The sequence below is a fragment of the Corynebacterium sp. CNJ-954 genome, from assembly GCF_001942345.1.
Lineage (GTDB): Bacteria > Actinomycetota > Actinomycetes > Mycobacteriales > Mycobacteriaceae > Corynebacterium.
On sequence record NZ_MKKI01000001.1, the window covers coordinates 141764 to 158986 of the forward strand.

Genomic DNA, 17223 nt, shown 5'->3' on the forward strand with positions numbered 1-17223 from the left:
CGGTATCTCCGGACGGTCTTACGGTGGGGCCGTATGACCGCCGTCACAACCTGCGGGTTCGCACGTCCCCTCCGAGAGTGGGCCGGCCCGGTGAGGTGACCGGTGGACCTGGGCGGCATACGCTGGACATCATGACCAGCCTGCACGAGTCCCCCAGCCAGGTGAACCCGGTCGCCAACCGGTTCGACCACCCCAAGGTCAGCGAACGTGAACATGCTGCTGCCGGCGTGCCCGCGATCCTGCACTCGATGCAGCACGCCGCACCGAACAACGCCGTGCCGTCACTGCTGACCATCAACAAGCACAAGGGCTTCGACTGCCCCGGCTGCGCCTGGCCCGAACCAGACCAGGCCGACCTCAACGTCGTGGAGTTCTGCGAGAACGGCGCCAAGGCCGTCGCCGAGGAAACCACCCCGAAGAAGGCCGGTCCGGACTTCTGGGCGCAGTACACCGTCGAGCAGCTGCGGGAGAAGACCGACCACTGGCTCGGCAAGGTCGGCCGCATCACCGAGCCGATGCTCTACGACCGGAGCACCGGCGACGGCCACTACCGTCCCGTCACCTGGGACGACGCCTTCGGCATCATCGCCGACCAGCTGCACCGCACGAGCCCGGAGGAGGCGGTGTTCTACACCTCCGGTAAGGCGTCCAACGAGGCCGCCTACGTCTTCCAGCTGCTGGCCCGACGTATGGGAACCAACAACCTGCCCGACTGCTCGAACATGTGCCACGAGTCCACCGGCTCCGCACTGACCGCCATGGTGGGCCTGGGCAAGGGCTCGGTGACGATGAACGACATCCACTCCACCGACCTGTTGATCTCCGTCGGCCAGAACCCGGGGACCAACCATCCGCGTGCCCTGACCGCCTTCACCCGGCTCAAGGAGAACGGTGGACGCATCCTCGCGGTCAACCCCATCCCCGAGACAGGGCTGATGGCCTTCCGCGAGCCGCAGGACCCGATGACCTACCTCGGCCGGACCGAGAAGCTCGCCGACGACTACCTGCAGGTCCGGCTCGACGGTGACCGGGCGCTCTTCCTGGCGATCAACAAGGAGCTCGTCCGACGCGACGCCGTCGACCACGCCTTCATCGAACAGTTCACCACCGGCTACGACGACCTCACCGCGCACCTGCGCGACCTGGACGACGACGAACTCGCCGCCGCCCACGGCATCCCGCGCAGGCAGGTCCTGGCGACCGTCGACGAGATCGTCCGCGCCGACACCATGATCATCAGCTGGACCCTCGGGGTCACCCAGCACAAGAACGCCGTCGCCACCATCCAGGAGATGACGAACACACTCCTGCTCACCGGCAACATCGGCAAGCCCGGCGCCGGCACCGCCCCACTGCGCGGGCACTCCAACGTGCAGGGCAACCGGACGATGGGTATCTGGGAGAAGTCCCCCGACAGCTTCCTGACCTCCGTCGAGAACCACTTCGGCTTCCCCGTCCCCCGCGAACACGGCCATGACACTGTCGATGCCCTGCGCTCCATGCGCGACGGGCACAACCGTTTCTTCATGTCCCTGGGTGGCAACCTCGTGCGCGTCACGTCGGACACCGCCGTCGCCGAGCAGGGCATGGCGTCGAACGAGCTGACCGTCCATCTGTCGACGAAGCCGAACGGCTCCCATGCGTGGCCGGGTGAGAAGTCGCTCATCCTGCCGGTGCGCTCCCGCACCGACCTGGACCTGCAGAAGTCCGGACGCCAGTCGGTGACCGTCGAGGACTCCGTCGGAAAGGTCCACGCCTCCACCGGTAAGCGTCGGGCGAACCGGAAGGAGAACCTGAAGAGCGAGATCGACATCATCTGCTCCGTCGGCCGCGAAACCTTCGGCGACGACTTCTGGCAGCCGATGATCGACGACTACGCCGTGTTGCGCGACCACATCGCCGCGACGATCCCCGGCTTCGAGAACTACAACGAACGCCTCGAGCACCCCGGCGGCTTCTACCTGCCCAACGGCCCGCGCGAGCGCCGCTTCACCACCCCCGACGGCAAGGCGCACCTGACCGTCAACCAGCCGGACACCGTGAGGCTCCGCGACCGTGAGCTGATGATGAACACCGTGCGCACCCACGACCAGTACAACTCCACCGTCTACGGCATGGACGACCGTTACCGCGGCATCCGCGGAGGACGGCGGGTCGTCCTCGTCGGCGCCGACGACCTGCGTGACCTCGGACTGCGTGACGGCGACATGGTCGACATCGTCTCCGACTGGTCCGACGGGCAGCGTCGTGCCCCCGACTTCCGCGTGGTGGAGTACTCCCACTCCCGCGGCGGCTGCACCACCTACTTCCCCGAGGCCAACGTGGTGATTCCCCTGGACCACGCCGCCGAGAAGTCCAACACGCCGGTGTCGAAGTCCACGCCGGTGCGCCTGGAACCGACCGGGCGCCGGGCCGAGGACATGCCGCCGTTGCCCGACTCGGAGAAGTGAGTACGCTGCTTCACTGTGATGATCCATGGGTAGGTTGACCGAGAACGCGCGCGTCACGAAAGTCCGCCTCGGCACCGGACGGGACGGCGGGAACGAGTACGACACGCGCGCCGACACTCTCGCCGTGGAGGAGCCGCTGCAGATCAGAGTGGACGGAACCGACCTGACCACCACGATGCGCACCCCCGGGCACGACGTCGAACTCGCCCACGGACTGCTCCACGCCGAAGGGGTGATCACCTCCGTGGAGGACGTGGTCACCGCACGCTTCTGCGCCGGAGCCGTCGGGCCCGACAACGCCAACACCTACAACACGCTGGACATCGCGCTGCGGCCTGCGCCGAGATCAGCGGTCCCCGAGCTGCCGGAGCTTCCGGAGCTTCCGGGACTTCCGGAGCTTCCTCTGCGCACGCTCGGTACAACGACCTCCGCCTGCGGCGTGTGCGGGACCACCAGCATCGACGACCTGGTGAAGGAGAAGCGATACACGCTGACGCCCGAACACCCGACTGCCGAACTGGTCGTGTCGATGCCGCAGCGTCTGTCGGAGGGCCAGAAGGCGTTCCGGAAGACCGGCGGTATCCACGCTGCCGGAGCCTTCACCGCCGACGGGCGTCCCCTGCTCGTCAGGGAGGACGTCGGGCGGCACAACGCCGTCGACAAGGTCATCGGCGCGCTGCTGATGGACGACCGTCTGCCGGGCGACGTCCGGCTGCGGGGGTCCGACCCCGATGTGCCCGCCTACCTTGTCGTCAGCAGCCGGGCGTCCTTCGAGCTGGTGCAGAAAGCCGTGTTGGCCGGGTTCTCCGGGCTCATCGCCGTATCCGCGGCGACGTCGTTGGCGGTGAACACCGCGCGGGAAGCCGGCCTACTGCTCACCGGCTTCACCAGGGATGACCGGTTCAACCTCCACAGCGGGGAGCTGGCGTCCTGACCGGGTCAGCCCCAGTTCTTCGCGTCGGTGAGGCAGAACGGATGGCCGGCGGGGTCCAGGAGCACGACCCAGGTCTCACCGGGCTGCGGATCAGCCCGGCAGGCACCGAGTTCCACGGCCCGGGACTCCGCCGCGGCAATGTCATTGACGGCCAGGTCGAGGTGGAACTGCTTGGAACCGTGCTCATTAGGCCAGGCCGGAGGTTCGAAGTCGTCGACCCGCCCGAAGCCGAGTGCCGGGCGTCCCGGCTCATCCGCCCAGACGACCATGCTGTAGTCCTCTGTGGCGGCGGCGATGTCCCCGGACAGGAAGTCCGCCCAGAAGCTGGCCTCGACGACGGGATCTGAGCAGTCGACCGTCACCATGGCGACGGTTGCATTAACGTTGTCTGTGTCCATGCCTTCACGCTAGGAGGTGCGTGGCGATGCCGTCTTGGACGAATGCGACACCTGCCGCGACTCCCGGCGGGGTGATTCTTCACCGTCACTCATTCGACCGTACCGTCACCCGTCTTCTCGCGGCGCCGGGGCCCGAACTCTCCGACGTGGTCGAGACCTTCTGGGCCGTCACCTGGAACCTTCCTCAGATGCTGGTGGGCTCGCTCGTACCCCAGTTCTCGGTGAACCTCACCTTCGAGGAGAACTCGGGACGTCCCGGCTCCGAGGCCCAGGTGGTCGTGACCGGCGTCCCGGGTCGGCGGTTCGACGTCGACCTGCTGTCCACCGGCCACGTCGTCGGCGTCAAGTTCCGGCCGGGCGCCTTCACCGCGGTGTCCGGTGTCCCTGCCTCCACGCTGGCAGACCGGACGGTGCCGGCAGACTGCCTTCTCCCGGAAAGTCTGGTCTCGGGATTCCGGCTCGCTGCCGGTGAGGCAGCGACCGTCGGGGATGACGTCCAACCCGCCGACATCAGGAGGGCGCTGCTGCCTCACCTCCCCGGCACTGTCTCAGCCGACTGCCGGCTCGCGCAGACCGTCCTGGATGATGCCCGCGACAGTCGGGTGACGAGGGTGGACCAGCTTGCCGCCCGTCACGGTCTGGGTGTTCGCGCACTGCAACGCCTCTTCGACCGCTGGATCGGACTGTCACCGAAGAAGGTCGTCACCCGGTGCCGTCTGCATGACGCGGTGGTCCGGCTCGACGGCGACGCGGGAGTGTCCATGGCCGACACCGCGCTTGAACTCGGTTTCTACGACCAGTCCCACTTCACCCGCGAGTTCACGTCCTTTGTCGGCGTCTCCCCGGCCAGGTATGTCGCAGGTGACCGGGCGGGAACGGCGCTGGAGTAGACACCGTGGGAGAAAGACATCACGGAGTACCGGCCACCGGGGGCACCAGGACATGCGACGGTTACTCCTCGCCCCTGCCCGCCCGTAGCTCCTCGATCTCAGCCTTCAGCGAGGCTATGTCCGCCCGGTACAGGTCGAGCCGTTCCTCGACCTCCTCGCGGGTCCACCGTGGCGTGATCTGCTTGGAGCAGTTCGCGTCGGAGGCGGTGACCTCGACGATCACGGCACGCTCGATCACCGAGGTGATGCGCCGGTCCCCCAGGTCACGCAGCTGCTCGATCAGGTCGGGGTCGTCGGACGCGTCGACGGTGCGGGCGTGCCCGAAGACCTTCACCCGCGACCTGGTCGCGAAGTCGACGAAGAAGAGACAGACGCGGCCGTCCCGGTCGAGGTTACCGGCGGTGACGAACTGCCTGTTCCCCGCGAAGTCCGGGAACATCAGGCGCGAACCGTCGGACGTCGCGGCGACCTTCACGAAACCGGCCGGTCCGCCCTTGTGCTGGACATAGGGCCATCCGGTCCCGGTGACGGTGGCCATCATGAACATGCGGGCCTGGCGGATCAGTTTGATGTCGCGCGGGTCCAGCTCGGTACCGGACGCCCCGGTCGTGTCGACCCTGTTGCCGACGCCGCGGGCCTCCTGGCGTGCGGTGACGAAGTCGTCGAAGGCGATGTCGGCGTAACTGTCCGTGTGATTCACTGACGCTCCAACCATGCGTTGATGCCGCCGGGGTAGTTCACACCGGTGATGCCGGCGCCGGCGAGAATCTCGACGGCCTGCGCCGAGCGTGTCCCGGCGGCGCAGTAGACCACGAGAGGACGCCCGGAGGTCGTCGCTGCCTCGGCGAGTTCGGCGAGTTCGGCAACCTCAGCGACCTCAGCTTCCTCATCGCGTAGCCGCGACAGCGGCACGTTCACCGCCCCGGGAATGTGCACGGTCGCGTATTCGTCGGGTTCGCGGACGTCGAGGAGGAGGGCACCTTCGAGCGAAGGCACCGCCGACATACTCTCGTCCGACGGTTCGACGGCCAGTTCCCCGGCCACCGGCGTGGGCGCCTGCCGAACACGTGAAGACACGGCCGGGTCAGCGGCGACGGGGATGTACTCCCAGCGTCCGGACAGCCCGTCGAAGTAGCCGATCTCCCCGCTCAGCGGACTGCCGACCCCGGTGACGACCTTCACCGCCTCCAGCGCCATGGCGGTGCCGACGGTACCGACGACCGGCCCCAGCACCCCCGCCGCCGAGCAGGACGGCACCGCCCCGACCGGTGGCGGTGTCGGGAAGACGTCCTCGTAGACGGGCCCGTCGGGCATTCCGAAGACGGAGAGCTGCCCGTCGAACCCGAGGATCGACGCCCACACCTGCGGGATGCCGAGCACCGCACATGCGTGGGAGCAGGCGTAGCGGGCGGCGAAGTTGTCGGTGCCGTCGAGGACGACGTCTGCCCCGCGCAGCAGGGCGACCGCGTTGTCCGTGGTGAGACGGGATGACACGACGTGCACCGTCATGTCCGGGTTGCGGGCCAGCATCGCCCGGCGCGCCGACTCCGTCTTCGGCGAACCCACGGCGGCGTCGGTGTGGATGATCTGGCGGTGGAGGTTCGACGTCGACACCAGGTCGTCGTCGATGACGGTGATCTCCCCTACTCCGGCGGCGGCAAGGTACAGCAGCGCGGGTGAGCCGAGGCCACCGGCGCCGAGGACGGCGACATGGGCGTCGGCGAGCTTCTCCTGGCCGTCAAGGCCGAAGCCGGCGAGGGTGATCTGCCGCTGGTAGCGGGAAAGGTCGGTCACAGTCCCACCCAGTCCGTGCTCCCGTCGGTGAGTTCCTGTTCCTTCCAGATCGGTACCTGGGACTTCACGGTGTCGGCGAAAGCGGCGACGGCCTCAAAGGCGGGTCCTCGGTGCGCGGCGGCGATGACGACGAGGAAGGCGAGGTCCCCGATCGCCAGGGCGCCGGTACGGTGCTCGGCCCACAGCCGGATATCGGGGTACTCGGCGACGGTGTCGGCGGCGATGCGGGCCAGCACATCCGGTGCGGTCGGGTGGTGGGAATAGGTCAGTGCGGTCACGCCGGCCCCGCCGTCGTGGTTACGGACCGTGCCTTCGAAGGTGACGACGGCACCCATCGCGTCGGTGGCGGTGGCGTCCTTGGCGTCGACGAGGTGCGCCTCCAGCGGTTCGTCGGAGACGGCGGTGTGCACGACGACGCCGGTCTGCTCGGCGACGTAGCCGGGGTCGGTGGTGTTCTCACTCATGGTCGGTATGTCCTTCCAGCTGGTTGAGCAGGTGGTCGAGGACGGGGTCGAGCACGACGATGCCGTCCTTCACCCCCCCGCTGGACCCGGGCAGGGTCATCACGAAGGTGCGGTCGACCGTCCCTGTCACCCCGGCGACTCCCCCGGACAGGATCGCGGTCGGTACACCGGCGTCCACCCCACGCCGCCGGACGGCCTCGACCAGGCCGGGCAGTTCGTGGGTGAGGTGTGGACGCACGGCGGAAACGGTGGTGTCGGTGGGGCTGATGCCGGTGCCCCCGGTGGTCAGCACGACGTTGGGCCGCTCCGTCGTGTCTCCGCCGAGTACGTCGTCGAGGTACCCCGTGACATCGACGTCGGCGACGACCACGGCGTCCGGCACCTCGAGGCCACGCGAGCGCAGCCAGTCGACCAGCAGCGGCCCGGTGGTGTCCTCGTACGCACCGGACGCCGCCCGAGTGGACGCGACCACAACGACAGCACGCAGTGCGCCGCTCACCGGATGTCCCAGTCGCCGGACTTGCCGCCGGACTTGGCGAGCACACGGACATCGTCGATGACGGCGTGCTTGTCGACGGCCTTGACCATGTCGTAGACGGTCAGCGCAGCACTGGTCACGGCGGTGAGTGCCTCCATTTCCACACCGGTGACGCCGCGGGTCTTCACCGACGCCTCGATGCGCACGGCCCCGGCACTGTCCCCTTTGTCCCCGTCCTCCCTGCTGAAGTCGACGGTGATCTTCCCGAGCGGCAACGGGTGGCACAGCGGGATGATCTCGGGGGTCTTCTTCGCCCCCATGATGCCGGCGACGCGGGCGACGGGCAGCGCGTCTCCCTTGGGGAGGTCCCCGCGGAAGATCATGTCGAGGACGTCCTCCCTGGTGCGGACCCGCCCGGTGGCGACGGCGGTACGGCTCGTCTCGTTCTTCGCGGTGACGTCGACCATGTGGGCCGACCCGTCCTCACGGACGTGGGTGAGATGGTCTCCTGGGTCTTCCATGACCGTCCAGGTTACCCGCCGTCACCGCTACACTGGGACGCATGGTTGAGATCCGATATTTCGCCGCCGCCCGTGCCGCACGCGGTGCCGCGCACGAGGTGCTCTCCGCCGACAGCACCATCGCCGACACCCTCGCTGACCTGCTCGATGACCTCGGGAGACGCCACACGGACACCACGGCCGGGGGTATGACGTTGGCCGGGATCTTCGACCGGTGCAGTTTCCTCGTCGACGGGCGGACGGTCACCCGTCCGGATGCGTCGGCGACGTCGTTGGCCGGGGTCGGACGCGTCGACGTCCTGCCGCCGTTCGCGGGAGGGTAGATGGCGGACAGTAGTGTCCATGCGATCATCGTCGCCGGTGGTGCCGGCTCGCGTCTGGCGGCGTCGGCTCCGGCCGGTGCACTCCGGGACGTGCCCCGCAAACCTTTGCTCCCCGGTCCGGACGGCCGACGGTTGATCGACCGGGTGCTTGACGCGACGGCGTCCTGCACCTGTCGTGTCGTCGTCGCGTCTCCCCTGGACCTGCCGGGCCTGCCCGTCGACGTCCTGCGGACGCAGGAGACCCCGCCCTTGGCGGGGCCTGCGGCGGCCCTCGCCGCGGGGGTTGCGGCGTTGCACGGCACCGGGACGGTCTGTGACGCTGACCTCGTCCTCCTCCTCGCCGCCGATCTGGTGGCCCCTGCAGGGTCGGTCGACGTCCTGCTGAAGTCTGTGCAGGATGCGCCTGCCGGTTGTATCGGCACCGTCGACGGCCGGATGCAGCCGTTGCTGAGCGTGGTACGCCTAGGCGCCCTGCGCACGGCGGTGGACGGCAACGATTTCACCGATGCCCCGGCCATGGCGCTGCTGCGTCGACTGGATCTGCAGGAGACGCCACTGCCGTCCGCGGCGGACATCGACACCTGGGACGACGCCGTGACCCACGGCTACGGAAGGACATCATGACCCACACACCGGTGACCTGGGACGAGGCCCGTGCCCGCGTTCTCGACGCCTGCCGTACGCCCGGCACGCAGGATCGCACCGTGCGCCGCTCCCCCGTCCCCGGCGACGTGACCGCCGCCCCGGTGACCGCGCCGGTGGACGTGCCGCACTACACGTCCTCGGCGATGGACGGCTTCGCGGTGAACGGTCCCGGGCCGTGGACGTTGCTCGCTCTGCCGGTGACCGGGGCGCACGGACGCAATGTGCACAACACCGGCGGTGCGCTCGACATCGGTCAGGCGCTGCCGGTACTCACCGGGTCGCTGCTACCGGACGGCACGACGGCGGTGGTGCGTTCGGAGAACAGCCGCGTCAGTAACACCGATGACACCGACGGCCCGTCCCTCACCGCCGACTACCCAGGCGACGGCAGGGACATCCGCCCGGCCGGGCAGGAGTGGGCGTGCGGGGAGACCCTTGTCGATGCCGGGGTGGTGCTCGGCCCCGGTCACTGCGCGATGCTCGCAGTCTGTGGAGTCGACGAGATCGAACTCGTCTCCCCTCCCCGGGTCGCGTGCGCATTCACCGGCAATGAGGTCATCGACCACGGTGTCCCCGCCCCCGGGGAGGTCCGCGACGCCTTCGGGGTCTCCTTCCCTGCACTGCTCGCCGGCAGGGGCGCGGACGTCGTCTGCACCGACCGGGTGCCGGACGATCCGGTGGCGGTGGAGGACTGGCTGCGGCGCCCTGACGTGCAGGACGCCGACCTGGTCGTCATGACCGGCGGGTCGGGTCGTTCCGGTCAGGACTTCGCCCGACGTTTCATCACCCGCGTCGCCGACGACGTCCTCGCCGACGAGGTCGCCTGTCAGCCGGCGCACCCGACATTGGTCATCCGACGCTCAGAGCAGCTGGTCTTCGGCGTCCCCGGTAATCCTTTCGCCGCGCATGCCGCACTGCATTCTTTCGTCGCTCCGGCGGTCGCGGTGCTGTCCGGACGCGGCGACGCCGAAGTCCTCCACGGGACGACCACCGGGACAGTCGGTCCGCTGCATCGTGACCGGGTTCGACTGTTGCCCGCCCGCGTGAATGACGGCGAACTCGCCCCGGTCCCCGGCGCGCATTCCCACATGCTCAGCGGTTATGCGGTGGCCGACGCGCTGATGGTCGTCCCGTCCGACGGCCTCTCCCCCGGCGACGCCGTGCGCTACATCGGGGTCTGACCCACCCGTAGGATCAACGTCAGTCCCGGTACAGTTCCCCGCCCGGCGTGGTCCCCCGGTTCAGCCAGGCGTAGACCCCGCCGATGAGCAGCCCGCCGCCGATCGCGTTGCCGACCAGCGCCAGCCCCCAGTTCGTCAGCACATTGGACCAGGTCAGAGAGTCAAGCACCCCGGCGCCGGCGGCGAACCCGTCACCCAGCCCGAAGAACGCGAGGGTGAACAGGGAGAAGTTGGCGATGAGGTGCTCCAGACCCAGGACCACGAAGACCGCGATCACGAGGTGGGTGAACAGGAACTTGCCGGCGTAGTCCTTGATCAGCAGCCCACCGACGATGGCGATGTTCACCACGAAGTTCGCCACGACAGCCTCAAGGAAGATGCCGGAGGGCTCCTTGGTGAGCTTACCGTCGGCCAGGCTCGCGATCAGGTGGTCCGCCCCGAGGCCTCCGAGTTTGGCGGACTGGCCGAGAACGACGGCGACGACGACCGCGCCGACGAGGTTGAAGACTGTCGTGACGATGACCATCCACACCGCACGTCCCCAGCTGAGGTAGCCGCGGGCGGCGCCGAAGGCGGCGAACATCATCGTGCCGGTGGCGAGTTCCGCGCCGAGCTGGAGGATCATCGCCAGGCCGATGAAGAACAGCAGGCCGAAGACCACGGGACCCAGCCCCGGAGCCAGGTGTTCGACGGCGTTGCCGCACACGGCGGCGAAGGCGGTGCCGAGGGTCAGGTAGGCTCCGGCGAGAACGGCGCGTACGGCGTAGCGGGGGTGGTCGTCGTCGAACAGTGCGGCCTTCTTGCGCACCGCGGCGTCCGCGGCCGTGTTGAAGGCGCCGGCGAACGGGGCCGTGTGGGGTGCTGCTTCAGTCGCTGTGTCGTGAGTCACGTCGGGTCAGGTTACTCCGGGAACACCGGTGGCGACGAAGAGACTTTCGCCGTGACCGAACGGTGCGCCCCCACGCGGAATGCCATCTGAACTGCGGTGACGTTACTCCGTCGGACGCCACCGCCGAACACGCGTCCGGTGAAAACTGTCACCGTCCCCAGATCCGGTCGCCGACCACCGTGCGGTAGAGGATCCCCAGGACCGCGACGACCAGTGCACCGACGAGCACGGGTTCAAGCAGGTAGTGCCAGGACTCGCCACCGGCGGTCACCAGCATCGGCATCGTCGCTGCCGGCGGGTGGAGAATCCGCAGTCCGGTCATCAGCATTGCCGCGGCGCCGGTCGCCAGCGCCAGGGACCACCACTCCGACGGCAGGAAGGAGAACAGGACCACGGCGGCAGTCGTCGACACGAGGTAACCGCCGACGATGTTCAGCGGTTGCGACAGCGGTGCCGCCGGCAGGATGAACAGCAGGACGCAGGTCGCTCCGAGGCTGGCCATGAAGAACGGGTGTCCGGACAGTTCGCTGAGCCCGCTGAGCAACGCCACCGCCACGATCACGGCAGCGGTGGACAGGACGAGCCCACCCAGGGGCATACGCGGCTGCACCGGGGTGAGCAGTCTGCGTAGTGCGTTCACCCGCGCGCAGCTTCGTCGAGGGCCCCGATCAGCATCGGACGTGGACGCGTGTCCAGCCTCACCAGCGCCACGTCCAGGTCGACCTTTGGGGCGGTCAACGGCAGTGAGGCGAGGTCGCCGGACTCCGCGACCGACGACGGGACCACCGCCACCCAGTTCCCCGTCGCCGCCAGAGCGCGCAGCGAGCCGACGGAGGTGGTCTCCACGGCGGGGGTCACCGATGCCCCGACATCCTCCATGGCCCGGTCGAAGCCTTTCCTGGCCAGCATGTTTCGCCCCAGCAGTGCGACAGGCAGGTGCTCGAGATCCGCGCCGGTGACGTGGCCGTCGAAGCGGTCCATCGTCTCACGGCGTCCGACGACACTGAAGTGCACGGAGCCCATGGTCGTGAGCCGGACAGCACCCTGCTGTCCGGTACGGGTGTGCCCGCGCGCGGCCCCGGGGTGGATGACCCCGGCGTCGAGTTCGTGGTTGAGCACCCGGGAGACGATGTCTTCGCTGGTGAGGTCGGCGACAAGGTCGACACGGACCGACGGGTTGGCGTCGACGAGCCGACCGAGGAGTTCCGCGGCACGGTCAGCGGCCGACGGGATCGCGCCGAAGCGGACGGTGACGTCCAGGTGACCGCGCCGGTAGGCGAGGTCCTGGGTCAGCGAGCGTTGGTCGGCGTTGATACGACGGGCGTAGTCGAGGACGAGCCGCCCCTCCCCGGTCAACCCACGGTAGGTCGACTTGCCCCGGTTGACCAGTGGGAAACCTACCTCCGTCTCGAGCTTGCGGATGGCCTCGGAGAGGGTCGACGTGGACACGTAGCAGGATTCCGCGGCGCGGCCGAAGTGTTCCTCCCGGGCGAGGGCCTCGAAGTAGGCGAGTTGGGACAGCAGCATGACTGCGACCCTACCTGACCGGCGGTGTCAGGTCATACCGTCCGACATCTCGCGATCTGTCCGGCGGTACCGGATGAGTGCCTCCTACAGCGGATACACACTCACGACGGCACCCCGGTCAAGGTCTTTCCCCGCCGGGATGCGGGCCAGACAGTCCGCCTCCGCCGACTGTGCCAACAGGTGCGAGCCGGTCCCGCCGACGGGAGTGACGGTGACAACGGCTCCGTGGGCTCCGTGGGTTCCGTGGGCTCCGTCGTCTGCCCCGACCTCCCTCCTCGCCCGCAGGAAGCAGTCACGGCCGACCAAGCCCTGCACCGGCGTGGTGAGTCGACCGGTGACCGTCTCCTCCACCTCCCCGAGCACCGGGGCGATGAAGAGCCGGAAGCTCACTGCCGTGGAGACCGGGTTCCCCGGCAGGCACACCACGGGCACACCGTGGAAACGGGCCAGCCCCTGCGGCCCGCCGGGTTGCTGGGCGACGTGGCCGAACCAGCCGGCCTCCACCCCGGTACCGCTCTGCAGCACCTGGCGCACCACCTCGAAGCGTCCGTGACTGATCCCACCACTGGTCACCACCGCGTCCGGACGTGCCCGGTCAACCGCATCGGCCAGCGAGACACGGAAAGCATCCGGGTTGTCGCTGGTACGCACCGTGCCGGCGACGACGATGTCGTGGGCGGCGCACAGCGCCTCCAGCATCGGCCCATTGGCGTCGCGGATGGACGCCGCACCGGGGATGTCCCCGGCGCTACCGATCTCGTCACCGCCGGTGACCACCACGATGCGGGCACGACGCCGTACCGGGAGTCCGGTGATGCCCTGTGCCGCGGCGACGCCGACGGTGCGGGGGTTCACGCGGTGCCCGGCAGGCAACAGGACGGCCCCCGCGCGGATGTCGGAGCCGCGGGTCCGCACGAACTGCCCTGCCGGTGCGGCGGGGACGGTGACGGTGACGGTGACCGGCTCACCGTTGTCCCCGTTATCGCTGCTGCCGTTGCCGTCACTGCCGAGGAACTCCGACGGCTCACATGCCTCGACCGGCACGACGGCGGCGGTGCCGGCAGGCAGGCGTGCTCCCGTCATCACCGGGATGACCCGCTCATCCACCCCGGCCGCGAGCCCGGTGAGACCGGTGAGGATGTCACGGGGGTCGGCCCCGGCGGGAATCGTCGGGCCGACGGGGAAGGTGCCGCCGGCCAGATGCGCGTCACCGAGCGCATAACCGTCCATCTGGGAGTTGTCGAAGCGCGGAGAGTCCTCGACGGCCGTGACGTCAGCCACCAGGCGGCGTCCCACGGCGTCGGCGGGCGCCGCGTGCTCGACCGGCGACTCCCCGAACAGCGCACGGACAGCGGCGAGATGGTCTTCAGGTGTACGCGCCACGGTGGGCTCCCTTCCTCGTGTTACCTCTGCTACCTCTGCATCCGGCGCACCACGGCGATCCCTCCGACGACGAACACGTAGATGCCGATGAGCATGATGCATGCACCGAGGGCACGGTCCATGTCATTGGCGCTGAGACCGAGTTCGACGAGCAGCGGGATGGTGCGGGTCTCCCCTGCGACGTTACCGGCGAACGTGAGCGTCGCCCCGTACTCCGACAACGCCCGGGCGAAACTTAACACGGTTCCGGCGGCTATGCCGGGCCAGGCGACGGGCACGAGCACGCGACGGACCGTCTGCCAGCGGGACGCGCCGTCCAACGCCGCGGCCTCGGACAGTGCCACCGGGATGCCGCGCAGCGCGGTGACCGTGGTGGACACGAAGAACGGCAGCGAGACGAACACCTGCACCACGATCACGGCGAGGGAGGTGTAGGCGACGTGGACGCCGACGTTCTCGAGCCAACTGCCGAGCAGGCCGCGTCGTCCCCAGAAGAACACCAGTGCCAGACCCGAGACCACCGGGGAGAGCACCAACGGCGCGTAGACGATCAGCTGGACGGCCTCTCCCCTGCCGGGGTGCCGGCGCATCAGTTCCACCAGCCACATCGACAACGGTAGGCCGAGGCCGATGCACAGGACGGTGGCGGCCACCGCGGTGCTCAGCGACAACGTCAGCGACTGCACGGCCGCCGGGTCGGTGACCAGTTCCACCGCCCGGCCCCAGGGGATGTTCAGCAGCAGGGCGAGAAGCGGCCCGACCAGCAGAAGAACCGCGGCCAGCGCGATGCACGCGACGGCCGCGGGGACGGAGGTGACGGGTTTACGCTGCACCGAAGCCGTAGGACTCCAGGATGGCGCGGGCGCGGTCGGACGTCAGCCACCGGAGGAACTCGGACGCGGCGTCATTGTCCTCGCCTGCGGCGGTCAGGGCTGCGGGGTACTTGTTGGGTTCGACACCGTCGAGGTCGAAGACCTCGACCTCACCGTCGGTGGAGTTCTCCTGCAGCGCCTTCGCGTCCGTGGAGTAGATGAATCCGACGTCCGCCTCACCGGTGGCCAGTTTCGTGGAGACGTCGGAGACATTCGCCTCCTCGGAGACTGTCGACGGTCCGAGACCGTGACCGTCGTCCTCACGCTCGTCGAGGTAGTCGTTGGCGAGGGTGCCGCAGGGCACACCGTCGGCGCAGACGGCGAGACGGAAGTCGGCGGTGGTGGACAGGTCGTCGACGGAGTCGAAGCCCGCCGGATTACCCGGCGCGGTCGCCAGCACCAGGCGGTTGGTGGCGATGGTCTCCGGTTCAGCACCGTCGAACTCGGGCAGGTCGAGGGCGGCGTCCATGTTCTCCTCGTCGGCGCTGATGAACACATCGGCGTCCGCACCCTGTTCGATCTGCTGGACCAGCTTGGAGGAACCGGCGAAGTTGAACTCCAGCTCCGCGCCGTCGTTGTCCTCGGCGAAGGCCTCTGCCAGCTCGTCGCCGGCATTGTTCAGCGACGCTGCGGCGAAGACCTCGACCGTCCCGGCACTGCCGGAGGCGCCGTCGGTGGTGTCGGTGGACTCGTCGGAGTCACCCGAGGTGGAACACGCGGAGGCGAACAGCAGACCGGCGCCGGTGACGGCGACACTGAAGGCGCGGAGGACGCCGAGGGGGCGGCGGCGTCCGGTGTGGGGACCGGTGGTGACGGACATCGTGATCAGCTCTCAGAAGTTACGCAGGCAAAATATGGTTACGCTGGAATCGTACTACCCCGCCCGGTGCCACCACCCCGGAAAGCACCGGCCCGACAACCTGCTGTGCCGGACCGGCGTTCGGAGCTGCCGGACGCCCCCGGTTCGCGGCATCCCCCTGTGTCAGGGTAGACCGGTAGGCAACGACGTCAATCCACGGAGGTGATCCGGTGACCGCTTCAACTGTGCCGTCCGCACTGCGACTCACCGACCGGTGGGGACGCACCGCCGACGATCTGCGCATCTCGCTGATCGACAAGTGCAACCTGCGCTGCACCTACTGCATGCCTGCTGAGGGCCTGCCGTGGTTGAAGAAGGACGAGCTGCTCACCGCGGAGGAGGCCGTCCGCCTCGCCGACATCGGTGTGCGCGTACTCGGGGTGAAGGACATCCGCTTCACCGGTGGCGAGCCTTTGGTACGTAAGGACCTGGCCGACATCATCCGCGGTGTACGCAGGCTGCACCCGAGGGTGTCGATCTCGATCACGACGAACGGCATCGGCCTGGACAAGCGCATCGGCGAGCTGGTGGAAGCCGGGCTGACTCGGGTGAACGTCTCCCTGGACACCGTCGACCGGGAGACGTTCACCGCCCTGACGCGGCGCGACCGTCTTCCCCAGGTAATGGCGGGGCTGAAGGCCGCGAAAGACGCGGGTCTGGAGCCGGTGAAGGTCAATGCGGTGATGATGCGTGGGCTCAACGACCACGGTGCGGTGGATCTGGCGCAGTGGTGCCTGGACCACGGCTACCAGTTACGTTTCATCGAGCAGATGCCGTTGGACGCCGACCGGTCGTGGGCGCGGGAGAACCTGGTCTCCGGGGCGGAGATCAGGTCGGCGTTGTCCGAGCGGTTCGTCCTGCGCGAGGACCCGGCACCGCGTGGTTCCGCACCGGCACAGCTGTGGGAGGTCTACGGGAGCGACGGCGGGAAACGCGGCACAGTGGGAATCATCGCCTCGGTGACGGAGTCTTTCTGTGCGGCATGTTCACGCACCCGCATCACCGCGGACGGGAAGATCCGCAGCTGCCTGTTCTCGAACGAAGAGACCGACCTGATGGGCCTGCTACGCGGGGACGCCTCCGACGAGGACGTGGCCCTGGAGTGGTCGCGGGCGATGTGGGGCAAGCCCCGCGCCTACGGGTCAGACGAGATCACGCTGAATGACGAAGGATACGTCCAGCCGGAACGCACCATGAGCGCCATCGGCGGGTGACGATAGCCGGTGTAGTAGCTGCTGGTCCACCCATCTCGCCCCCTAAAGTGACTTTCTACGACGGGTGTTCCGTCTCATCATCTTCGCCATCAGCCCACGAACCTGAGGCGTAGTCGTAGGTGATCTCATTTCCCTCGTCATCGATCCTCCAATACCAGCCAGTCAACTTCTCACCGGTTGAATCGAAGTCGCCGCCGTGCTCAGACTCTGGAGCGACGAATTCGGACCAGAGTAGTCAACCGAGGACAGTATCAATCACCGGTGCCTAACCAGTCGATAGTTATCCCGACAATGAATCTGGCCCTGCATGTGTATGACCAGGTCAGTCAGCTGCGTCTCGGCAACCTCGCGGTGTTCTGGATGCCACTGCACTCCGGTCACCGGTGCACTTTCGTGCACCA

19 protein-coding genes are annotated in these 17223 nt (G+C 68.4%); 7 read left to right on the forward strand and 12 right to left on the reverse strand.

Annotation, left to right across the window (positions count from 1 at the left end):
- Window positions 1-131: 131 nt before the first annotated feature.
- Complete coding sequence (locus BJF89_RS00670) at window positions 132-2450, forward strand: FdhF/YdeP family oxidoreductase (protein ID WP_075811320.1); 2319 nt, start codon at window positions 132-134, stop codon at window positions 2448-2450.
- A 25-nt stretch (window positions 2451-2475) separates the two neighbouring features.
- Entirely contained in the window at window positions 2476-3384 is a 909-nt protein-coding gene (gene fdhD / locus BJF89_RS00675; RefSeq protein ID WP_075811322.1) for a formate dehydrogenase accessory sulfurtransferase FdhD, read from the forward strand.
- Between the two features lie 5 nt (window positions 3385-3389).
- Here fdhD and BJF89_RS00680 read toward each other — a convergent pair whose 3' ends face one another.
- Window positions 3390-3782 (reverse strand): VOC family protein, encoded by a 393-nt coding sequence (locus BJF89_RS00680; RefSeq protein WP_075811324.1) that lies wholly within the window; start codon window positions 3780-3782, stop codon window positions 3390-3392.
- Window positions 3783-3808: 26 nt separating this feature from the next.
- On the opposite strand from BJF89_RS00680, the gene BJF89_RS00685 reads away from it, so the two are divergent.
- Complete coding sequence (locus tag BJF89_RS00685) at window positions 3809-4672, forward strand: helix-turn-helix domain-containing protein (RefSeq protein WP_075811326.1); 864 nt, start codon at window positions 3809-3811, stop codon at window positions 4670-4672.
- Between the two features lie 61 nt (window positions 4673-4733).
- On the opposite strand, the gene BJF89_RS00690 is transcribed toward BJF89_RS00685, so the two are convergent.
- The 5 genes from BJF89_RS00690 to moaC are packed head-to-tail and all read right to left on the reverse strand — an operon-like array spanning window position 4734 to window position 7929.
- Entirely contained in the window at window positions 4734-5372 is a 639-nt protein-coding gene (locus BJF89_RS00690; RefSeq protein ID WP_255372428.1) for a pyridoxamine 5'-phosphate oxidase family protein, read from the reverse strand.
- Window positions 5369-6466 carry a ThiF family adenylyltransferase gene (locus BJF89_RS00695; protein WP_255372429.1) on the reverse strand — a complete coding sequence of 366 codons (1098 nt, stop codon included), beginning with the start codon at window positions 6464-6466 and terminating at the stop codon, window positions 5369-5371. Before BJF89_RS00695 ends, BJF89_RS00690 begins: the two co-directional genes overlap by 4 nt.
- Window positions 6463-6930 (reverse strand): molybdenum cofactor biosynthesis protein MoaE, encoded by a 468-nt coding sequence (locus BJF89_RS00700; RefSeq protein WP_075811332.1) that lies wholly within the window; start codon window positions 6928-6930, stop codon window positions 6463-6465. Before BJF89_RS00700 ends, BJF89_RS00695 begins: the two co-directional genes overlap by 4 nt.
- A complete protein-coding gene (locus BJF89_RS00705; protein ID WP_075811334.1) occupies window positions 6923-7429 on the reverse strand; it encodes a molybdenum cofactor biosynthesis protein B in 507 nt (168 codons plus the stop codon). Before BJF89_RS00705 ends, BJF89_RS00700 begins: the two co-directional genes overlap by 8 nt.
- Entirely contained in the window at window positions 7426-7929 is a 504-nt protein-coding gene (gene moaC, locus BJF89_RS00710) for a cyclic pyranopterin monophosphate synthase MoaC (RefSeq protein ID WP_075811336.1), read from the reverse strand. Before moaC ends, BJF89_RS00705 begins: the two co-directional genes overlap by 4 nt.
- A gap of 41 nt (window positions 7930-7970) precedes the next feature.
- Here moaC and BJF89_RS00715 point away from each other — a divergent pair, with 41 nt between their 5' ends.
- From BJF89_RS00715 to BJF89_RS00725, 3 genes are read left to right on the forward strand one after another with little or no spacing between them, the layout of a single operon-like run.
- Complete coding sequence (locus BJF89_RS00715) at window positions 7971-8252, forward strand: MoaD/ThiS family protein (RefSeq protein WP_075811338.1); 282 nt, start codon at window positions 7971-7973, stop codon at window positions 8250-8252.
- Entirely contained in the window at window positions 8253-8876 is a 624-nt protein-coding gene (locus BJF89_RS00720; protein WP_075811340.1) for an NTP transferase domain-containing protein, read from the forward strand.
- Window positions 8873-10078, forward strand: coding sequence for a molybdopterin molybdotransferase MoeA (locus tag BJF89_RS00725; RefSeq protein WP_075811342.1), 1206 nt, complete (start codon window positions 8873-8875; stop codon window positions 10076-10078). The genes BJF89_RS00720 and BJF89_RS00725 overlap by 4 nt, the downstream gene beginning before the upstream one ends.
- Before the next feature lie 19 nt (window positions 10079-10097).
- Here BJF89_RS00725 and BJF89_RS00730 read toward each other — a convergent pair whose 3' ends face one another.
- From BJF89_RS00730 to modA, 6 genes are all read right to left on the reverse strand, one after another.
- Window positions 10098-10967, reverse strand: a complete 870-nt coding sequence (locus BJF89_RS00730; protein WP_075811344.1) for a formate/nitrite transporter family protein — start codon at window positions 10965-10967, stop codon at window positions 10098-10100.
- A gap of 148 nt (window positions 10968-11115) precedes the next feature.
- On the reverse strand, window positions 11116-11607 hold the full coding sequence (locus tag BJF89_RS00735) for an HPP family protein (RefSeq protein ID WP_255372430.1): 492 nt from the start codon (window positions 11605-11607) through the stop codon (window positions 11116-11118).
- Window positions 11604-12494: a LysR family transcriptional regulator gene (locus tag BJF89_RS00740; RefSeq protein WP_075811346.1), complete on the reverse strand. Its 891-nt coding sequence runs from the start codon at window positions 12492-12494 to the stop codon at window positions 11604-11606. The genes BJF89_RS00735 and BJF89_RS00740 overlap by 4 nt, the downstream gene beginning before the upstream one ends.
- Before the next feature lie 84 nt (window positions 12495-12578).
- Window positions 12579-13877, reverse strand: coding sequence for a molybdopterin molybdotransferase MoeA (locus BJF89_RS00745; RefSeq protein WP_075811348.1), 1299 nt, complete (start codon window positions 13875-13877; stop codon window positions 12579-12581).
- A 29-nt stretch (window positions 13878-13906) separates the two neighbouring features.
- Window positions 13907-14710 (reverse strand): molybdenum ABC transporter permease, encoded by an 804-nt coding sequence (locus BJF89_RS00750; protein ID WP_075811350.1) that lies wholly within the window; start codon window positions 14708-14710, stop codon window positions 13907-13909.
- Entirely contained in the window at window positions 14700-15569 is an 870-nt protein-coding gene (modA, locus tag BJF89_RS00755) for a molybdate ABC transporter substrate-binding protein (RefSeq protein ID WP_083650406.1), read from the reverse strand. The genes BJF89_RS00750 and modA overlap by 11 nt, the downstream gene beginning before the upstream one ends.
- A 209-nt stretch (window positions 15570-15778) precedes the next feature.
- Here modA and moaA point away from each other — a divergent pair, with 209 nt between their 5' ends.
- Window positions 15779-16822: a GTP 3',8-cyclase MoaA gene (gene moaA / locus BJF89_RS00760; protein WP_187344656.1), complete on the forward strand. Its 1044-nt coding sequence runs from the start codon at window positions 15779-15781 to the stop codon at window positions 16820-16822.
- The last annotated feature ends 401 nt before the right edge of the window (window positions 16823-17223 follow it).